Origin of the sequence: Streptomyces sp. AA4, assembly GCF_000158875.1 — a bacterium.
Lineage (GTDB): Bacteria > Actinomycetota > Actinomycetes > Mycobacteriales > Pseudonocardiaceae > Amycolatopsis.
The window spans coordinates 4,248,685-4,265,804 of the sequence record NZ_GG657746.1; the positions used below are offsets into that span (position 1 = coordinate 4,248,685).

16 protein-coding genes are annotated in these 17,120 nt (G+C 71.0%); 7 read left to right on the plus strand and 9 right to left on the minus strand.

What is annotated here, in order from left to right; all coding sequences use genetic code 11:
• Positions 1-5 precede the first annotated feature (5 nt).
• The 5 genes from SSMG_RS19515 to SSMG_RS19535 all read left to right on the plus strand — a co-directional run bounded on the left by SSMG_RS19515 (position 6) and on the right by SSMG_RS19535 (position 3,416).
• Positions 6-1,106 (plus strand): serine hydrolase domain-containing protein, encoded by a 1,101-nt coding sequence (locus SSMG_RS19515; RefSeq protein ID WP_009078717.1) that lies wholly within the window; start codon positions 6-8, stop codon positions 1,104-1,106.
• Between the two features lie 14 nt (positions 1,107-1,120).
• Positions 1,121-2,026, plus strand: a complete 906-nt coding sequence (locus tag SSMG_RS19520; protein ID WP_009078719.1) for a cobalamin-binding protein — start codon at positions 1,121-1,123, stop codon at positions 2,024-2,026.
• Positions 2,027-2,115: 89 nt separating this feature from the next.
• Positions 2,116-2,706: a hypothetical protein gene (locus SSMG_RS19525; RefSeq protein ID WP_009078721.1), complete on the plus strand. Its 591-nt coding sequence runs from the start codon at positions 2,116-2,118 to the stop codon at positions 2,704-2,706.
• Positions 2,703-2,906, plus strand: a complete 204-nt coding sequence (locus tag SSMG_RS19530) for a DUF6186 family protein (RefSeq protein WP_009078722.1) — start codon at positions 2,703-2,705, stop codon at positions 2,904-2,906. The genes SSMG_RS19525 and SSMG_RS19530 overlap by 4 nt, the downstream gene beginning before the upstream one ends.
• Positions 2,907-2,942: 36 nt before the next feature.
• On the plus strand, positions 2,943-3,416 hold the full coding sequence (locus tag SSMG_RS19535; RefSeq protein WP_009078724.1) for an SRPBCC family protein: 474 nt from the start codon (positions 2,943-2,945) through the stop codon (positions 3,414-3,416).
• Here the strand turns inward: SSMG_RS19535 and SSMG_RS19540 are convergent.
• From SSMG_RS19540 to SSMG_RS19565, 6 genes are all read right to left on the minus strand, one after another.
• Positions 3,413-4,189 (minus strand): SDR family oxidoreductase, encoded by a 777-nt coding sequence (locus tag SSMG_RS19540; protein ID WP_009078726.1) that lies wholly within the window; start codon positions 4,187-4,189, stop codon positions 3,413-3,415. The two genes, SSMG_RS19535 and SSMG_RS19540, sit on opposite strands and share 4 nt — an antisense overlap.
• A 94-nt stretch (positions 4,190-4,283) precedes the next feature.
• Entirely contained in the window at positions 4,284-4,634 is a 351-nt protein-coding gene (locus tag SSMG_RS19545; protein WP_199785936.1) for a hypothetical protein, read from the minus strand.
• Between the two features lie 77 nt (positions 4,635-4,711).
• Entirely contained in the window at positions 4,712-5,653 is a 942-nt protein-coding gene (gene ligD / locus SSMG_RS19550) for a non-homologous end-joining DNA ligase (RefSeq protein WP_009078729.1), read from the minus strand.
• Between the two features lie 33 nt (positions 5,654-5,686).
• A complete protein-coding gene (locus tag SSMG_RS19555) occupies positions 5,687-7,285 on the minus strand; it encodes a hypothetical protein (protein ID WP_199785937.1) in 1,599 nt (532 codons plus the stop codon).
• Positions 7,286-7,391: 106 nt separating this feature from the next.
• Positions 7,392-9,431, minus strand: a complete 2,040-nt coding sequence (locus SSMG_RS19560) for an MDR family MFS transporter (RefSeq protein ID WP_009078734.1) — start codon at positions 9,429-9,431, stop codon at positions 7,392-7,394.
• 197 nt (positions 9,432-9,628) lie between these two features.
• The gene (locus SSMG_RS19565; RefSeq protein WP_009078737.1) at positions 9,629-12,607 is read right to left on the minus strand and encodes an arabinosyltransferase domain-containing protein; all 2,979 of its coding nucleotides are present in this window, start codon (positions 12,605-12,607) and stop codon (positions 9,629-9,631) included.
• Positions 12,608-12,999: 392 nt separating this feature from the next.
• Here SSMG_RS19565 and SSMG_RS19570 point away from each other — a divergent pair, with 392 nt between their 5' ends.
• On the plus strand, positions 13,000-14,391 hold the full coding sequence (locus SSMG_RS19570; RefSeq protein WP_009078739.1) for an amino acid permease: 1,392 nt from the start codon (positions 13,000-13,002) through the stop codon (positions 14,389-14,391).
• 91 nt (positions 14,392-14,482) lie between these two features.
• On the opposite strand, the gene SSMG_RS19575 is transcribed toward SSMG_RS19570, so the two are convergent.
• Both SSMG_RS19575 and SSMG_RS19580 read right to left on the minus strand, forming a co-directional pair.
• On the minus strand, positions 14,483-14,944 hold the full coding sequence (locus SSMG_RS19575; RefSeq protein ID WP_009078740.1) for a nuclear transport factor 2 family protein: 462 nt from the start codon (positions 14,942-14,944) through the stop codon (positions 14,483-14,485).
• Between the two features lie 13 nt (positions 14,945-14,957).
• Complete coding sequence (locus tag SSMG_RS19580) at positions 14,958-15,869, minus strand: pyridoxamine 5'-phosphate oxidase family protein (RefSeq protein WP_009078742.1); 912 nt, start codon at positions 15,867-15,869, stop codon at positions 14,958-14,960.
• A gap of 104 nt (positions 15,870-15,973) precedes the next feature.
• Between SSMG_RS19580 and SSMG_RS19585 the strand changes: the two genes are divergently transcribed.
• A complete protein-coding gene (locus SSMG_RS19585; protein WP_009078744.1) occupies positions 15,974-16,537 on the plus strand; it encodes an ABATE domain-containing protein in 564 nt (187 codons plus the stop codon).
• 4 nt (positions 16,538-16,541) lie between these two features.
• Here the strand turns inward: SSMG_RS19585 and SSMG_RS19590 are convergent, their stop codons facing one another.
• The gene (locus tag SSMG_RS19590; protein ID WP_009078746.1) at positions 16,542-17,102 is read right to left on the minus strand and encodes a TetR/AcrR family transcriptional regulator; all 561 of its coding nucleotides are present in this window, start codon (positions 17,100-17,102) and stop codon (positions 16,542-16,544) included.
• Positions 17,103-17,120 lie beyond the last annotated feature (18 nt).

Here is a 17,120-nt window from a genome sequence, read left to right on the forward strand (position 1 = left end):
GCCGGATGACTGTCCACGGTGCGGTAACGCCCGGTTACGAGAGCGTGCGGGACGCGTTCGGTGACATCGTTGCGGCGACCACCGGCGGGGCCGCGTTCAGCGTGTTCCGCGACGGCGCCCCGGTAGTGGAACTGTGGGGCGGTTCGGCAGCGGACGGCGTGCCGTGGACCGAGGACACCCGTGCCGTCTTGTTCAGCGGAACCAAGGGCGTGGTCGCGACCGTGCTGGCGATGCTGACCGCGCAGGGAAAACTCGACCCGGCCGAACGCGTCGCCCGCTACTGGCCGGAGTTCGCCGCCGCGGGCAAGGAGGACGTGCCGGTCTCGCAGGTCCTCTCGCACACCGTCGGCCTGCCCTACGTCGAGCCGGACCTGCCGATGCTGGACAACGCGGCGAACGCCACGGCCCTCGCCGTCCAACGTCCATTGTGGACTCCCGGGACGAAGGTCGCGTACCACGCGCTCACCTACGGCTACCTCGCCACCGAACTGGCCCGGCGCGTGACCGGAGCGGACCTGGGCGCCCTGATCCGGGATCTGCTCGCCGAGCCGCACGGCCTCGACCTGCGGCTCGGCACCCCGCCGACCGTCCCGGTCGCGTTCCTGCGGCGCGCGCCCGGATACCGGATCAGCACGTTCCTCCAGGACGAGGAACGCCGCCGGATCGTCGAACGGATGTACCGCGGCCTGCTCGATTCGGGCGACTCGATGAACTCGCCCGAGTACCGCGGCGCAACGCTGGCCGCGGGCGGCGCCGTCGGCACCGCGACCGCGATGGCCCGCCTCTACGACCTGCTGCGCGCAGGCAAACTCGTGCCGGACGACGTCCTCGCCCAGGCGACCCGCACGTGGTCCGAAGGCATCGACGCGATCAACGACCGCCCGCTGCGCTTCGGCCTGGGCTTCGAGCTGGCGGATCCGATCGGCACCTACGGCCCCGCCGAAGCCGACCCCGCCGCCTTCGGCCACTCCGGCGCCGGCGGCGGCCGCCACGGCGCGTGGCCGAGCCGGGGTCTGTCGTTCTCCTTCGTGACGAACGAACTCCAGGCCGAGGACGTCGACCATCGAGCGTCGTCGCTGCTGCAGGCGCTGCACGAGGCAGCCTGACCTACCGTGGGGAGATGCGGATCGTCTCCCTGCTGCCCGCCGCCACCGACCTCGTCGCCATCCTCGGCAAGGCGAGCGACCTCGTCGGCCGCACCCACGAATGCGACTGGCCGGACGAAATCGCGTCGGTGCCGGTCGTGACGGCCGCGGACCTCGACTCCGACATCCTGACCAGCCGCGAAATCTCCACTGCCGTCGGCTCGTCCCACCAGGGTTCGTCGCTCTATTCAGTCGACGTCGGCCAGCTGGCGGCCCTCGCGCCCGACCTGGTGCTCACGCAAGACCTGTGCGAGGTCTGCGCGGTGTCCTACACCCGCGTCGCGGCGGCGGTGCGGATGCTCGACGCCGGACCTCGGGTGCTCAGCCTGGAACCGCGCACCCTGGACGAGGTCCTCGACTGCCTGGTCACCCTCGGCGACGTCCTGGAAGTCCCGGACTTCGCCGCCGCCCGAGTCGCCGAACTCCGGTCCCGGCTCGCCGCGGTCCGCCGCCGAGTCGCCGGCCTCCCCCGGCCGCGAGTGGTCGCGCTGGAATGGCTCGACCCGCTTTGGCCAGCCGGACACTGGGTGCCCGAACAGATCTCCGCCGCGGGCGGCACCCCGCTGCTGGCGGAACCGGGCGAACACACGAAACCGATGACGTGGGACGCCGTGGCCGCAGCGCGCCCGGACATCCTGCTCGTCCTCCCGTGCGGTTTCTCCCCGGACCGGACGGAAAGGGAACTCGACGTCCTCACCTCGCTGCCCGGCTGGGCCGACCTGCCCGCGGTGCGCAACGACCGGGTCTGGCTCCTAGACGGCCCGTCGTACTTCAACCGCCCCGGCCCCCGCGTCGTGCGCGGGACGGAAATCCTCGCGACGGTGCTGCACGGCGTCCCCGCCGAACCTCCCGTCCGCTCCGCGGAAGCCCGAAGGGGCTGACCGAGCGAAAAGATCGCCCGTCCGGGAAGCCAATCGCCCCCTTTCGTGTTGTCCTCCAAGCAGGACGAGTACGGAATGGGGTGCGTCGCATGGCAACACCCGAACGGCACGCGACGGACTTCCCGGCGTCCCGACCGGCCGTCGACCTCCCGATCGCCGCGCTCCTCATCGCCTCCCTCGCCCACTGGATCCGCGGCGCCCCCGCCGACGGCGTGATCTTCTTCGCCGCCGCCGTCCTGCTGCTCTTCACCGAACGCCACCCCGCTCCCGCGGACGACCTCCTCCCCGCCGCCCGCCTGCCCGGCACCTCCCTGATCGCCGCCGTCGCCCTCGTAGCGCTGGTGTTCGGCCGCCAAACCGTGCCGATGTTCTTGACTGTCACCGCGATCGGCGTCGGCGCGCTGGTCGTGGAATGGCGGGACCCCTCGCTCCCGGCGCACCCGGCCCCGCGGCGCGGCTGGCTCTGGGTCGCGCTGGCGATCTCCTGGTGCCTCTGGGAACTCGTCTCCTTCGTCTACGAACAAGCCGCGGGCGGGCTCTCGCTGACGCATCCGACGATGAGCGACCTCGTCGACCCGATGCTCGACAACCGCGTCGTGCAGGCTCTCGCGCTCGGCGTCTGGGTCGCCGCCGGGCTCGCGATGCTCCGCGCGGCCGCCGACGCGAGGAGAACAGCGTGAGCAGCAGGCTGATCACCGAAATCGGCTTCGGCGCGATCGTGGCCGCCGCGCTCCTGCTGTGGCTGGGCAGCCACCTGTTCCCGAAGAAGATCCCGCCGCTGACCAGCGTGCTTTCCGCGCTGATGCGCAAACGGTCGACCCGGATCGCGCTCGTGCTGGCCTGGTGGTGGGTCGGCTGGCACTTCTTCGTCCAGAGCTGACGCGGATCATCGATTATTTCTGCTATGGTCGATGATATGAACGAACGTCTCGAAGTTTCCCGCTTCATCCCCGCCCCGGCCGGCGCCGTCTTCGCGGTGCTTTCCGACCCGCAGGGCCACGTCGACATCGACGCCTCCGGAATGCTCATGGACGCCGAGGGCGAGCCGGTCACCCAGGCCGGCGACCGGTTCACGGTCCACATGGACCGGGAAGCGCTCGGCGACCGGCCGCTGGGCAAGTACGACGTCGAGGTCGTCATCACGAAACTGGTCCCGGACGAGGAAATCGCCTGGACCGTCGAAGGCAGCTTCCGCCCGCCGGTCCGCCACGTCTACGGCTACCGGCTGGAGCCCGCCGAGGGCGGCACCCGCGTCACGTCCTACTACGACTGGTCCGAACTCAGCGACGAGTGGAAGGCGCGGCTGACCTTCCCGGTCGTCCCCGAGTCCGCCCTCAAGGCCACCCTCGGCATCCTGGAGCGCACCGTCCGCCGCCGGGCCTCCGTCTAGCGGTAGCGCAGCGCGGTCGGCTTGCCCTGCTCCGCCAGATACTGCTCGAAGGTGACCACGCCGTCGGCGTGCTCCGGCGCCAGGTTCGCGCCCGCCGCGTAACCCCGGGCGATCTTCCCCGGCGCCGGCACCGAAACGAGCCGTTTGTCCTTCCCGGACGCGGCGAGCAGGGCCCGCGCGAGATCCGCGGTCGTCCGTACTTCCGGCCCGCCGAAGTCCGGGACCCGGCCCTGCGGTTCGCCCTGCGCCAGCTCGACGAGCCGCGCCGCGACATCGCGCACGTCGACCGGCTGGAACCGGAACTTCGGCACCGGCACCACCGGCAGCCGAGCGGCGCCGGCGAGGATCGTCCGCACCAGCGAGTGGAACTGCGTCGCCCGCAGGATCGTGTGCGGCATCCCGGAATCCGCGATCAGCTCCTCGGCGGCCAGTTTCGCCCGGTAGTACCCGAGCGGGATCCGGTCCGCTCCGACGATCGAGACGTACACCAGATGCGGCGTCTGCCCGCTCCACCGCGCGGCCTCGACGAGCGTGCGGACCGTCTCGACCTCGCGCCGGTAGTCCGTCGCGCAGTGGAGCACAGTGCCCACACCGGCGACCGCGACGTCGATGCCCCGTCCCGTGCGCAGGTCACCGGCCGTCCACTGGACACCCTCGCCGGACCGCCGCCGCCGGCTCAGCGCCCGCACCGGAGCTTCCGCGGCCCGGAGCCGTTCCACGACGACCCGGCCCAGTTGTCCGCTTCCGCCGGTGACGAGGATCTGCTCCGCCACGTGGTCCTCCCGCTGCCGCACCGCCCGGGCTCAGCCGGCTTCCGCCCGCCATCCTGGCATGCCTCGCGCGGCGCGGGGCGAAACTTCCAACGGGTCAGAACTTCGAACGCCACCGCACCGTGGGCTCGTTCGCGGCGTCCCGGCGCGGCGTGTCTTTCCGCAGCAGCACCGACAGCCGTCCGTACGCGGTGATCAGTTCCGAATTCGCCTCGTTGCCCCGGCCCACCCGGGCGTGCTCGAACCCCTGCCGCAACGCGGCCAGCGCGGCCGGTTCCGCGGTCGCGAGCAGGCCGGCGGCCTCGGACACGGTCTCCTCGAGACCGTCGAGCATCGCCTTGGTTTCCGGCCGTCCGGGCGCGACGGTCAGCACCGGCGACAGCACGCGCAGCTGCTGATGCAGCCGGTAGAGCACGGCAAGCGGATCGTTCTGACCGGCACTGTCCATCGTGCTCTCCTCCGCTCCGTCCCCGGGGAGACGAACGGAAGGTTCCCCCATGACGCCAGGCGCCCGATTGACTTCGCTCAGGAGTCCTCTGCCTCCAACCCGTCCCGGTCGGCCCACTCCAGCAGCGGCTCGAGCGAGTAAGCCACGTCGTCGATGCCCGCGTGCAGGTCGCCGAGTTCGGCGAACCGCGCGGGGACCGTCGCGATCGTGCAGTCGTGCGGGTCGACGTCGTCGACCTCGTCCCAGCGGATCGGCGTGGACACCAGCGCCTCGGGCACGCCGCGCACCGAATAGGCGCTCGCGATCGTGTGGTCGCGGGCGTTCTGGTTGTAGTCCACGAAGAGCTTCTTCGGGTCGCGGTCCTTGCGCCACCAGGTCGTGGTCACCTCGTCCGGGGCCCGCCGCTCGACCTCGCGCGCGAACGCCAGCGCGGCCCGGCGGACGTCGGCGAACCCCCAGCGCGGTTCGATCCGGACGTAGATGTGCATCCCGCTCCCGCCGGACGTCTTCGGCCAGCCGCGGATGCCCAGCTCGGCGAGGATTTCCTCGGCCACGCGCGCGACCCGGCGGACCGTGCCGAACCCGCATTCCGGCATCGGGTCGAGGTCGATCCGCCATTCGTCCGGCCGTTCGGTGTCCGCCCGGCGCGAGTTCCACGGGTGGAACTCCACAGTGGACATCTGCACCGCCCACGCGACGTGCGCCAGCTCGGTCACGCACAGCTCGTCGGCATGCCGGTGATAGCGCGGGAACTGCACCCGCACTGTCTCCAGCCACGGCGGCGCGCCGTTCGGCACCCGCTTCTGGTGCACCTTCTCGCCGGTCACCCCGGACGGGAACCGGTGCAGCATGCACGGCCGTTCCCGCAGCGCGCGCACGATCCCGTCGCCCACCGCGAGGTAGTAGCGGACGAGATCGAGCTTCGTCTCGCCGCGCGCCGGGAAGTAGACCCGGTCCGGGTTGGACACCCGGACCGTCCGGTCCCCCACCTCGAGCTCGACGGCCTCGCCCTTAGCCATGGCACCGACCGTATCCGGAAACCGCCCGGCGCGTCAGCGGTCGAACGGCACGAGGGTGAAATGCCCGACGCCCTTGGCTGCGGAGTAGACCGTCCACTGGTCCGGACCATGGCCCGGGCCCTTGTCGTACAGCAGCCGGTAGTCCGGCTTGCGCAGCGGCAGGCGCTTGAACCAGTGGTAGTTGATCCGCAGGATCGTCTTGCTGAAGAAGCCGTCCTCGGCGAGCCGCTTGTTCACGATCATGGTGACCTGGCTGCGGTCGGAGAAGACGTCGAGGATCTGGCAGTCGCAGTAGTACGCCAGGGTGCCGATCTCGCCCGGCCCGGCCACCGACTTGCCCTGCAGCCGCGCGCCGAGTTCCCGGCCGACGCGGGCGTAGTCGGTCGAGCTGGCCCAGTTGCCGAAGATGACCGGCGACGGCCACGGCACGCCCTGCGCGAGGTCCACGCCCACGTTGGCGAGCGCGACCGCGCCGCCGAGGCCGAGCGCGACGAGCGGCGGGACGCGGTTCAGCTTCGGCCGCTTCCGCGTCTCGGCGTGCCAGACGCCGATCATCAGGACCGCGAACGACGCCGTGCTGACGATCGGGGTCACGTAATACCAGTGGTACGGGCCGACGCCGAGGGTCGAGTAGACGATGTAGTAGACGACGCCGCCCGCGCCGAGCCCGACGACCGGGGCCAGCCGCGGGAAGTCGTCCCAGCGGCGGGCGAAGCGCAGCGCGAGCCAGCCCAGCAGCACGGTCACGCCGACCAGCGCCGAGGCGAACGCGACCATCACGGTGAACGGCAGGTACAGGAAGTACATCATCGGGCCGCTGAAATAGCCCCAGGCGCCGAAGAGGCCTTCCTGGTCCTGCTTGATCACCAGCGTGTCGGGGATGAACGAGCCGAGCGCGAACCAGCTCGTGAGGAACCACGGCGCGGACACGACGACCGCCGTCGCGACCGCGGTCCAGAACTTCTTCCGGATCGCGGCCGTGGAGAAGGCGATGACGAGGACGAACACGACGAGGTCGAGCCGGGTCAGCACGGTCAGCGCGGCGACCGCGCCGAACAGCACCGGCCGCTTCTCCAGCGCGGCCACGACGAGCCACAGCAGGACGGCCGGGACCAGCAGCACCTCGAGGCCGGTGGCCGACAGCAGGAACGGGTTGGCGATGACCAGCAGCAGGCCGAGCACGCCGACCCACGGCGAAAGGCCGAAGCGGCGGGTCAGCCGCGCCCACGCCCAGCCGATCGCGGCGCTGTTCAGCACGGTCAGCGCGCCGAGCGCCAGCACCGGGTGCGCGGAGCCGCTGATCCGCGTGACGAAGGTCAGGAACCCGAGCAGCAGGACGTCGAGCGGCGAGGTGGCCGAGTTCGCGACCGAGCCGGGGACGAGCGCCCATTCTCCGTGCAGCGCGAGGTTCTTCGCGTAGGACAGGGTGATGTACCCGTCGTCGGTGAGGCTCCCGCGCACGAGCAGGAACGAGAGCAGGCCGAGCACCGCGGCGGCCAGCGGCAGCCAGGCCGCGAGGCGGGACCGGACGGGAACGCGGGACGGGCTGGCGGAGCCGTTCGCGTCGTCCGAAGTCGTGAGCACAGATTCATCCACCGACATGATCCCGGAACAGTAGAGGGTGTCCGACACGCAGATGCTAACGGGCTGTCCGAAGGGCCGGCGGGTCCGCACCCGCCGGGGCGGCGGTACCGGTTTCGCAACGGTTGCCCGCCGCGCGCCGGTATTTCCCCCGGTTTCACGCGAGCGCGTGCCGTCCGCCGGCGCGGTCCGCGCCCTGGTCGAGGATCCGGGTCGCCACGCGCGTGATCGCGGCGTCCAGTTCGGACCGGTCCCCGCCGCCCCAGTCGCCGAGGCGTTCGGCGATCCAGTCGTGCCACGCGCGGACGAGCTTGTCCCATTCGCGCGTCCCGGCTTCGGTGAGCGACCAGCTGTCGCGCGCGTAGGCCAGGTGCCCGGTCAGTTCCAGCCGCGCGAACGCAGGTTCGAGCACCTGCGCCGGGACGCCGTGGTCCTCCCCGATCGCTTCGAGGGTCGCGGCCCGCCCGGCGCGCTGCCGGAGCCGGACCTGCAGAACGCACCACAGGCCGCCGACGTCCAGTTCCGAACCGGCGCGCGCGACGATCGCGGGCGCGGCCTTGCGGCGTTCCCGGAACAGCAGCGTCGCGATGGCTCGTTCGAGCTCCCGGTCGTGCTCGTGCGCTTCGGGCATCGCGAATCCGTCGCCGAGGTCCGGCGCGGCGGCGCGGGCGGTGTCGCGCAACGGCATTTCCTTGAGGAAGAACGCGAGCACGAAGGCGACCAGCCCGACCGGCGCGGCATAGAGGAACACGACGTGCAGCGAATCCGCGTACGCGCCGATCACCGGTTCCGAAACCGTCGCGGGCAAATGGTGCAGGGCCTGCGGAACCTGGACGGCCTTCGGGTCGACGCCCGGCGGCAGCGGATGTTCGGCGAGCGCCTTCGCCAGATTCGGGCCGAGCTGATTCGCATAGACCGTGCCGAAAATGGCCGCGCCGAACGAACTGCCGATCGAACGCAGGAAGGTCACGCCGGACGTCGCGACGCCGAGGTCCTTGTAGTCCACGGTGTTCTGCACCGCGATGGTCAGCACCTGCATGCCGAGCCCGATCCCGAGGCCGAGCACCGCCATGTAGAGCGCGGATTCCCAGAACCCGGTGTGCGCGCCGAGCCGCGACAGCAGATACAGCCCGACCGTCATCACCGCGGAGCCGGCGAGGGGGTAGATCTTGTACTTCCCGGTGCGGCTGACCAGCGTGCCGGACAGGATCGAGGCGACCAGCAGCGCGAGCACCATCGGCAGCAGCCGCACGCCGGACGTCGTCGCCGAAACGCCCTGGACGTACTGCATGTAGGTGGGCAGATAGGACAGCGCGCCGAGCATCGCGAAGCCGACGACGAAACTCATGATCCCGGCGACGGTGAAGACCGGGTTCCGGAACAGCCGCATCGGCAGCATCGGCTCCGGCGCGCGCAGTTCGACCGCGACGAACGCGCCCAGCAGCACCACCGAGCCCGCGGCCATGCCGAGGATGACCGGCGAACCCCACGCGTACGTGGTGCCGCCCCAGCTCGTGACGAGCGTCAGCCCGGTCGCGGCGAGGCCGATCAGCAGGATGCCGAGGTAGTCGATCACCGGTTTGACCGCCGCGCGCACGCTCGGCATCGCCGACGCGGCGACCGCGAGCACCACCACGGCGAGCGGGATGTTGACATAGAACGCCCAGCGCCAGGACAGGTGGTCGACGAACAGCCCGCCCAGCATCGGCCCGGCCACGGTGACGACGCCGAAAACGGAACCGAGCGCGCCCTGGTACTTGCCGCGTTCGCGCAGCGGGACGACGTCGGCGATCAGCGCGGTCGAGGTGACCATCAGCCCGCCGCCGCCGAGGCCCTGCACCGCGCGCCAGATGATCAGCCAGGTCATGCTGTCGGCGAAGCCGCAGAAGAACGAGCCGGCGCCGAACACGAGCACCGACAGCTGGAACATCAGCTTGCGGCCGAACAGGTCGCCGAGCTTGCCGACGACGACCGTCATGATCGTCTCGGCCAGCAGGTACGCGGTGACCACCCAGGACAGGTGCCCGGCTCCGCCGAGGTCGCCGACGATGGTGGGCAGCGCGGTCCCGACGATCGTCTGGTCGAGCGCGGCGAGCAGCATGCCGAGCAGCACCGCGCCGAACACCGCGTGGATCCTGCGCCGGGACAGCGCCGCCGGCGCCGGTTCCTCCCGGATGCCCTCCGCCGTGGCCGTCATCGGCTCCTCCTCGCGCGCCCGTGCCGGGCCGCTCCCGGCGCGTCCACGTAAGCACCTCGGTCCACTGTGGAATAGCCGCCCGGCCGCAGCGTCGCCCGTTCCGGTGACCGCCGCGGGCCGATTTCCGGAAGCCGCCCGGGTCCCGCTTGACTCACCCGGTGCTTCCCCGATGATCCGGCGCGCGCTTCAGGTCTTGCCTACCCGCCGCCTCGGGCCCCGTCGAGCACGGCCGTCTGTTTCGCCAGCCCGGACGTCGGCCGGGTGCCGTGTTCGACGGTCAGTCCCCGCATCGCGACCGGGTAGTCGAACCGGTACACCGCGACCGGCTCGCGCAGTTTGTCGCCGCGCAGGTACGTCGGGACTTCGGTGACCTTCGCGTCGGCGAACAACGGCACGTACGGCCCGCCCGCGTCCGCGGAGTAGGCAACGCTGGCCAGCGACTGCGCGTCCGGACCGGGGGCGAACCGGTAGCGGACCGGCTGCACGACGCCGTCCGCCAGCGACGCCGGAGTCCGGCACGGCACGACGAACGCATTGGTCCAGTCCAACGTGACCGGCTCGCTCGGGGGGATCTCCTTCGTCAGCGGCGCCAGTCGCGGAATCCGGGGCGCGGTGACCGCGACCCAGCCGGACGGACCGGGGTCCGCGTCCCGCGCGACGACCCGGACCCGTCGCGCCCCCGGCGCCTGCCAGCGGGGATCGAACCGCGCGTCGCTCCACTTCCCGCTGCCGTCCCCGTTGGCCTTCACCGCCGCGAGCACGGTCCCGTCCGCTTTCGCGAACTCCGCCGACACCTGCACTTTCCCTCGCCCGGCAAAGGAAATCACGACCGGAGGCGAATCCTTCGCCGCGACGCCGGCGGGCAGGTCGTACCACCCGGTGACGAGCGTGCCGGTCCCGGACGGCGACCGGTAGGAACTCCACGCCGGGTGCGCCGGATCAGTGCCGTACGGGGTCCGCGGCGCCGAGCCCGGCGGGAACGCGGCGTTCATCGCGAACCCGTCCGCCGCGGCCGGGCCGGACGGCCGGAGCACCCCGGCGCCGATGTCCGGCTCGACGTCCAGCCAGTCCTCGACGCCGCAGGAGCTTCCGGCGCTGCCGGCCCGCGGCGCGAGCCCGAGCGAAGCCAGGTTCGCCCCGCCGACGGAGTAGGTGTCCCACCGCAGTTTCACTGCTTGCGCCTGACCGGCCAGCTCGACCGCCACCGTCGCGGCGGCCACCGCGGCGATCGCCCAGCCGGACCTTGGCAGCCAGCGCGGCGCGCGCCCCGCCTCCGGCCGCCGCTTCGCGCTCAGCCACGACCCGGCGAGCACGCCGGCCAGCGCGACGGCCAACCCGGCCCAAAGGACCAGATCCGCCAGCCGCACGCCCTTCACCGAGGGAACGGAATCGCTCCAGCGGACGTCGTAGCCGGACTGCATCCACCAGCGGTCCGGCGCGGACCAGGCCAGCCACGTCGTCGCCGCGGCCAAGCCCAGCGCCGCCGCCCGTGCCCACGCCGAGGACAGCGCTCCGCGCGCGACGGTGTGCACCAGCATCGCGGTCACCAGCGTGCCGACTCCGGCCAGCGCACCGAAGTGGTGCGTCCACTTGGTCGGCGTGAACGCGAGCACGACGAGACACAGGACGCTGACGACGACCATCCGGCGGGCAGGCCCGGCCGCCAGTCCCGGAGCACGGCGCCGGATCAGCAGCACCGCCGTCAGCGCCATCGCCAGGAACATCAGCAGCACCGGCACCCGGCGGTTCAGCGCACCCTCGACCACCGACGGGTCGAGCAGGGTCGTGTAGCGGGTGAGTTCGCTCTGCCACGGGAGATCCGGGCCGATCTGCTGACGGACGGCGGTCGACTGCAGGACGGCGGTCAGCGGCTGGTCGTAGAACGCCGTCAGCACTGCGCTGCCCGCGGCTCCGGCGACGACCGCGATCGCGCCCAGCACCCGGAGGTCGGCACGCCTGCGCACCAGCCGGACGAGGGGGCGCACTCCGGCGAGGAAGGGTAGGAACGCCGCGACTCCGAGCGGGTTTGTCGTCGCGGTGGCGCCGGCGACCACGAGCCCGACCGCGACCGGAGTCGCCGCACCGGTCGCCACGGCACGCTCGACCAGCGCGAACACCGCCAGCGAGCCGAAGACGATCCACGGCTCCGGCCGCAGCCCGACGTCGAAGGCCAGGTACCACGCCAGGAACAGCGCCGCGGCCGCCCAGCGGGTTCCCCGGCCCGGCCGGTCGACCAGGCGCGGCAGCACCAGCCGATCGATCAGGAACCAGGACGCCAGCCCCAGCAGCACCGAGGGCAGCCGCATCCACACCATGGCCGGCGAGACGCGGCCGAGCAGCGCGTACAGCTCGTAGTACCAGCCCCACGGCGCTTCCGGCGCGTTGAACCAGCGGAAGTAATTGCCGGTGAACCCGCTCGTTTCCCGAGCGCGCAGCATCGTCGAGATGTATCCGTCGTCCACGGTGAGCGCACCGATGACGGACCAGGCTCCGAGCACCCCGGTCACGACGACGTCCGCCGGCCGCGGCGCCCACGCCCGGCGGGGGAACAGCCGGACCCGTCGCGCGGCGCGCCGGTCGCGCCGGACCAGCAGCACGATCATGCCGAGCAGCGCCAGCGACGAGACCACGCCGAGCGCGATCTTCAGCACGCTCGGCGAACTGACCCATCGGGTGTCGGGTTCGACCCGCGCGGCCGCCGTGCCCGGGCGCTCGGTGTACAGGCCGGTCACGGCCGGCCTGCTCGCAGTCCTGGCCGTGCCGACGGCAGTGCCTTGGCCGTCCGAGTGCACGGTCAGCCGGCAGTCGCCGCCGGACGGCCGGCGGAGCAGTTCGGCGCCGCCGAGTTCGGCTCTGACCGTGCCGTCGACCGCCCGGATCTCCAGCCCGCCGCCGAGAGGCTCGGCGCCTTGTTTGCCGCCCGGCGGAGTGGTCGCCAGCAGCAGCCCGTTCGGGTCGGCGCATCGGACGGTCGCGTCCATTCTGGCCGGGCGGTACGGATACGACGGCAGCGCGGTGTCCTGTGCGCCGTCCCAGCGGTAGGTCGTTGTCTCAGTGTTCACCGGCGCCACGGCGAACAGCACCGCGGTCAGTGCGGAAAGGAGCCCGAGGCCGATGACGGGCCAACGATCGCCGGGTCGTCCGCGTGCGACGGCGTCGGAATCTGGAGGCGGCATCGCGCGGAGTTTAGTGTTCCGGAGTTTCCCCGCCGTGAAGCGGCGCCGACGGCGACCACGTTGCCGAACGGGTTTCAGGTTCGAGCACCGGGAGAGTCTTCAGCCCGCTGCGCACCGGACACCGGTTCCGTCGTCCACTGTGGAACGGCCCGCCCGCCTCCGCCCTGGCGAACGTTCCGCGTCCGCCATACCCGGGATACCCCCGGCGGCTGCCCGAAAGTCTCCGCGCGGACCGTCCATCGTGGACGTCCCCGCAGCTCCAGCGCGATTTCCGGAAGTCAAACGGGTCCTGCCGGGTTTGCCCGGTTCCTCCGCGGTGATCTGCGGCACACCTTAAGTCCAGCCTAGGTGTGCTGCGTCACGCGGCCCGGTACCGCTAGCGTCACGCAACCATGGAATCCACAGTGGTCGCCAAAGAGGGCGACAACTACACGAAAGCACTGGGCAACCGCCAGGTGCAGATGATCGCGATCGGCGGGGCGATCGGGGTCGGGCTCTTCCTCGGCGCGGGCGGGCGGCTCCACGAAGCGGGGCCGGCGCTGGTCCTTTCCTACGCGCTGTGCGGCATCGCGGCCTACTTCGTGATGCGGGCGCTCGGCGAACTCGTGATGCACCGGCCCAGTTCCGGCAGTTTCGTCACCTACGCCCGGGAGTTCATCGGGCCGTGGGCCGGGTTCGTGTCCGGCTGGATGTACTGGCTGAACTGGGCGATGACCGGGATCGCGGAGATCACCGCGGTCGCCATCTACGTGCACAAGTGGCTGCCGGACGTGCCGCAGTGGATCACCGCGCTCGTCGCGCTCGGCGTGCTCATGGCGGTCAACCTGCTGAGCGTGAAGCTGTTCGGGGAACTGGAGTTCTGGTTCTCCGTCGTCAAGGTGCTGGCGATCATCGTGTTCCTGGTGACCGCGCTCGGGCTCGTGTTCACCGGCGCGAACATCGGCGGCAGCACCGCCGGCGTGCACAACCTGACCGGGCACGGCGGGTTCTTCCCGGCCGGCGTCGGCATCGCGCTGATGACGCTGCAGGCGGTCGTGTTCGCCTACTCCGCGATCGAGGTCGTCGGCATCGCGGCCGGCGAGACCAAGGACGCGCGCAAGGTGCTGCCCAAGGCGATCAACGGAGTCGTGTGGCGGATCGGCGTCTTCTACGTCGGTTCGGTGCTGCTGCTGGCGATGCTGCTGCCGTGGCCGTTCTACAACGGCGGCGAAAGCCCGTTCGTCACGGTGTTCTCGCGCCTGGGCATCGGCGGCATCGGCGACGTGATGAACGCCGTCGTCCTCACCGCCGCGCTCTCCTCGTGCAACTCGGGCCTGTACTCCACCGGCCGCATCCTGCGCGCGCTCGCCGACGAGGGCGAGGCGCCGAAGTTCGTCGGCAAGATGAACTCGCGGCACGTGCCCTACGGCGGGATTCTCTTCACGTCCGTGGCCTACGTGCTCGGCGTGGTGCTGAACTACATCGTGCCCTCGAAGGCGTTCGACATCGCCACCGCCATCGCCTCGCTCGGCGTGGTCGCGACGTGGGCGACCCTGGTGTTCTCCCAGATGCGCATGCGCCAGGCGGCGTTGCGCGGCGAACTGGAGCGGCCGAGCTACCGCATGCCCGGCGCGCCCTACACCGGCTGGGCCACGCTCGGATTCCTGCTGCTGGTCGTGGTGCTCATGGGATTCTCCGACGGGGCCGAGAAGATCGCGTTCTACTCGATCCCGGCGATCGTCGTGGTGCTCGCCGTCGGCTGGCGGCTGGTGTCCCGCAAACGGCAGGCGCGCACCGGCGTCTGAGCGGAAGGCCGCGTTCCCCCATCCCCGCGAACGCGGCACCGGCCCGGCCGTCCTTCCGAGACCACCGGAAGGGCGGCCGGGCTCTTTTCTTTCACCAGACCGGGAAATCGACCCCGCGCTGCGATTCCGGCCGCGGCCCGAAGATCCGCCGCTCGGCCTCCTCGATCCGCCGGTCGTTGATCGACGCCTCGCGCCGGCTCATCAGCCCGTTCTCGGCGAACTCCCACAGCTCGTTGCCGTAGCTGCGCCACCATTGCCCGTCCGCGTCGCGGCTCTCGTACTGGAACCGGACCGCGATGCGGTTCTCGCGGAACCCCCACAGTCCCTTGCGCAGCGCGTAATCCTGCTCGCGCTCCCACTTCGCGGCGAGGAACTCGACGATCGCCGCCCGGCCGACCACATGGGTGTCGCGGTTGCGCCATACGGAATCCGGCGTGTACGCGAGCGAGACCTTCTCCGGGTCCCGGGTATTCCAGGCGTCCTCGGCCGCCTGAACCTTCTGCAGCGCGGCAGACAGGTCGAACGGAGGGAACGGGGGCCGCGATTCGGTCATCACAACGGTCCTTTCAGTTGACGAGCTGGGGATTGCGCGGATACGGCCGGTGCGCGACCTGTCGCGCCACCGCCCGGCCGGAAACGACGCGCCGCACTTCGAGCCGGACGATCCGGCCGGTGTATCCGTCGTCGCCGGAACGGCCCGCTTCGCCCCATTCGATCGCGGCGGTGCCCGATACCTGCAGGAGGCGACCGGTTTCGAAGTCGAAGAAGAGCAGCGCGGCTTCCGGATTCGCGGCGATGTTGCCGAGGCTGTTGAACAGGTTGTTGCCGGGATAATCGGGCCACCACAAGGCATTTCCGTCGACGCGGACGAAGCCGGGCGCGCCGCCGCGATGGGACGCGTCCGCGCCGTGGTCCGGGTTGATGGTGCCGAGGAAGAACGTGTCGGCTCCGCGGATCAGCTCGGTGTCCCCGAGGCTCAGCTCCGCGCGCTCGTGCCCCGGTGTAGCGGGCTCGGCTTCTTCGGACAGCACGCGCTGCTGGATGTACTGCGGGCAATTGCCGTACGCCTGTTGGATTTCGACAACCAGGTGGTCTTCGGCGACCGCGGCGAGGTAACCGTTGATCCGGACCCGGCGGCGGGTCGCGAACTCGATGCTGGTCATGCCGACGAGCTGCCCGCTGGGGAGCCCGTGCAGCGGATCGCCCTCCGGGATCGCCCGGCGGATGGCGAGCGTGGTCGCCGACTCGGCTTCCAGGAACCCGGGCGGACCGGTGACCGGCGACGTCCACAGCCGCCCGCCGGCGTCGCGTCCGGTCAGGACAAGAAGCGTCCGTTCGGCGAGAAAGCCCGCCATTCCCGGGGAAATCCCGGCCGGCTCGGCCATTTTGGACAGGCGTGCGGCCGCCTGTTCGACTCCCGCCTCGCGTTGGACAGCCAACTCGCCAGCGTGGAAAGCCTGCTGGACCGTCGGGCTCATGACACCCTCCCTTTCTCACGGGTTCCACCGTGAGGTTCCGTGAGAAGTTCTAGCAGCCGTTTCTCACGGATGCAACCCGTTCCATCCGTGATACGGTCTCGGTCATGGGGATGCTGCCGGACGAGGTCGTGCCGGTCCGCCTGATGGCGACCGTGTGGGCCGACACGAGCGGGCTCCACGACGACCTCCGCACCCGCGAAGACCTCGACGCGTGGCTCGACGACGTCGGCGTCGAGCGGGGGTCCCGGCAGTCGTCCGCCGCCGAACTCGCACTGGCGCGGCGGCTGCGCGACGCCGTCCGCCGCCTCGCCGCGCAGGTCACCGCCGACGACCGGCAGTCCCCCACGGTGGACGTCGACACCGCCCTCAGCGACCTGAACGACCTCGTGACCCACCTGCCAGTCCCCCAGCTGACCTTCGCGGACGGGAAACTGCGGGAGACTTCCTCGCGCGGCGCCTCGCCGGTGGTCACGGGATTAGCCCGCGTGGCAAGGGAATCGATCGCGCTTCTCGGCGGACCGGAAGCGACGAAACTGCAGGCCTGTTACGCGCCGGGCTGCGTGCTCTACTTCATGAAGACGCATCCCCGCCGCGAATGGTGCTCCGTCGCCTGCGGCAACCGAGCGCGCGCCGCACGGCATTACGAGAAGATCCGCTCGACGCGCTGACGGCTCAGTCCAGCAGCACCACCGCCGTTTCCGCCGCGCGCGCGAAAACGTTCTCCGCGACCCGCATTCCCGCCATCACGACCGCGCCCTCGTGCAGCAGCATGATCTGCTCGGCCACCTTGCGCGGCTCCGGAACGCCCGCCGATTCGGCCAATTCGACGAAGACGCCGAGCATCCACCGTTTGCTCTCGGTCACTACCGCGTACGCCGGATGCGCCGGATCGCTGATCTCCGCGTGCGCGTTGATCATGCTGCAGCCCTTGCCGCCGTACTTCTTCGCCCACGCCTCGGACGCGTCGAACGCCGCCTTCAGCCGGTCCCGCGGTTCCGGACCGGCCTTCTCCAGCCATTCGCCCAGAAACTCCCGCCAGCGCGCGTCCTGGGCCGAGAGGTACTCCACGACCAGCCGATCCTTCGAGCCGAACCGGTCGTAGAGCGTCTTTTTCGTGACGCCCGCCTTCGCGGCGATGACGTCGACGCCGACCGCGTGGATCCCGCGCTCGTAGAACAGCTCGGACGCGGCTGCCAGCACCGCTTGCGCCTTCGGGGTCCAGTCGATCGCCATGGCCCCAGCATATACCGA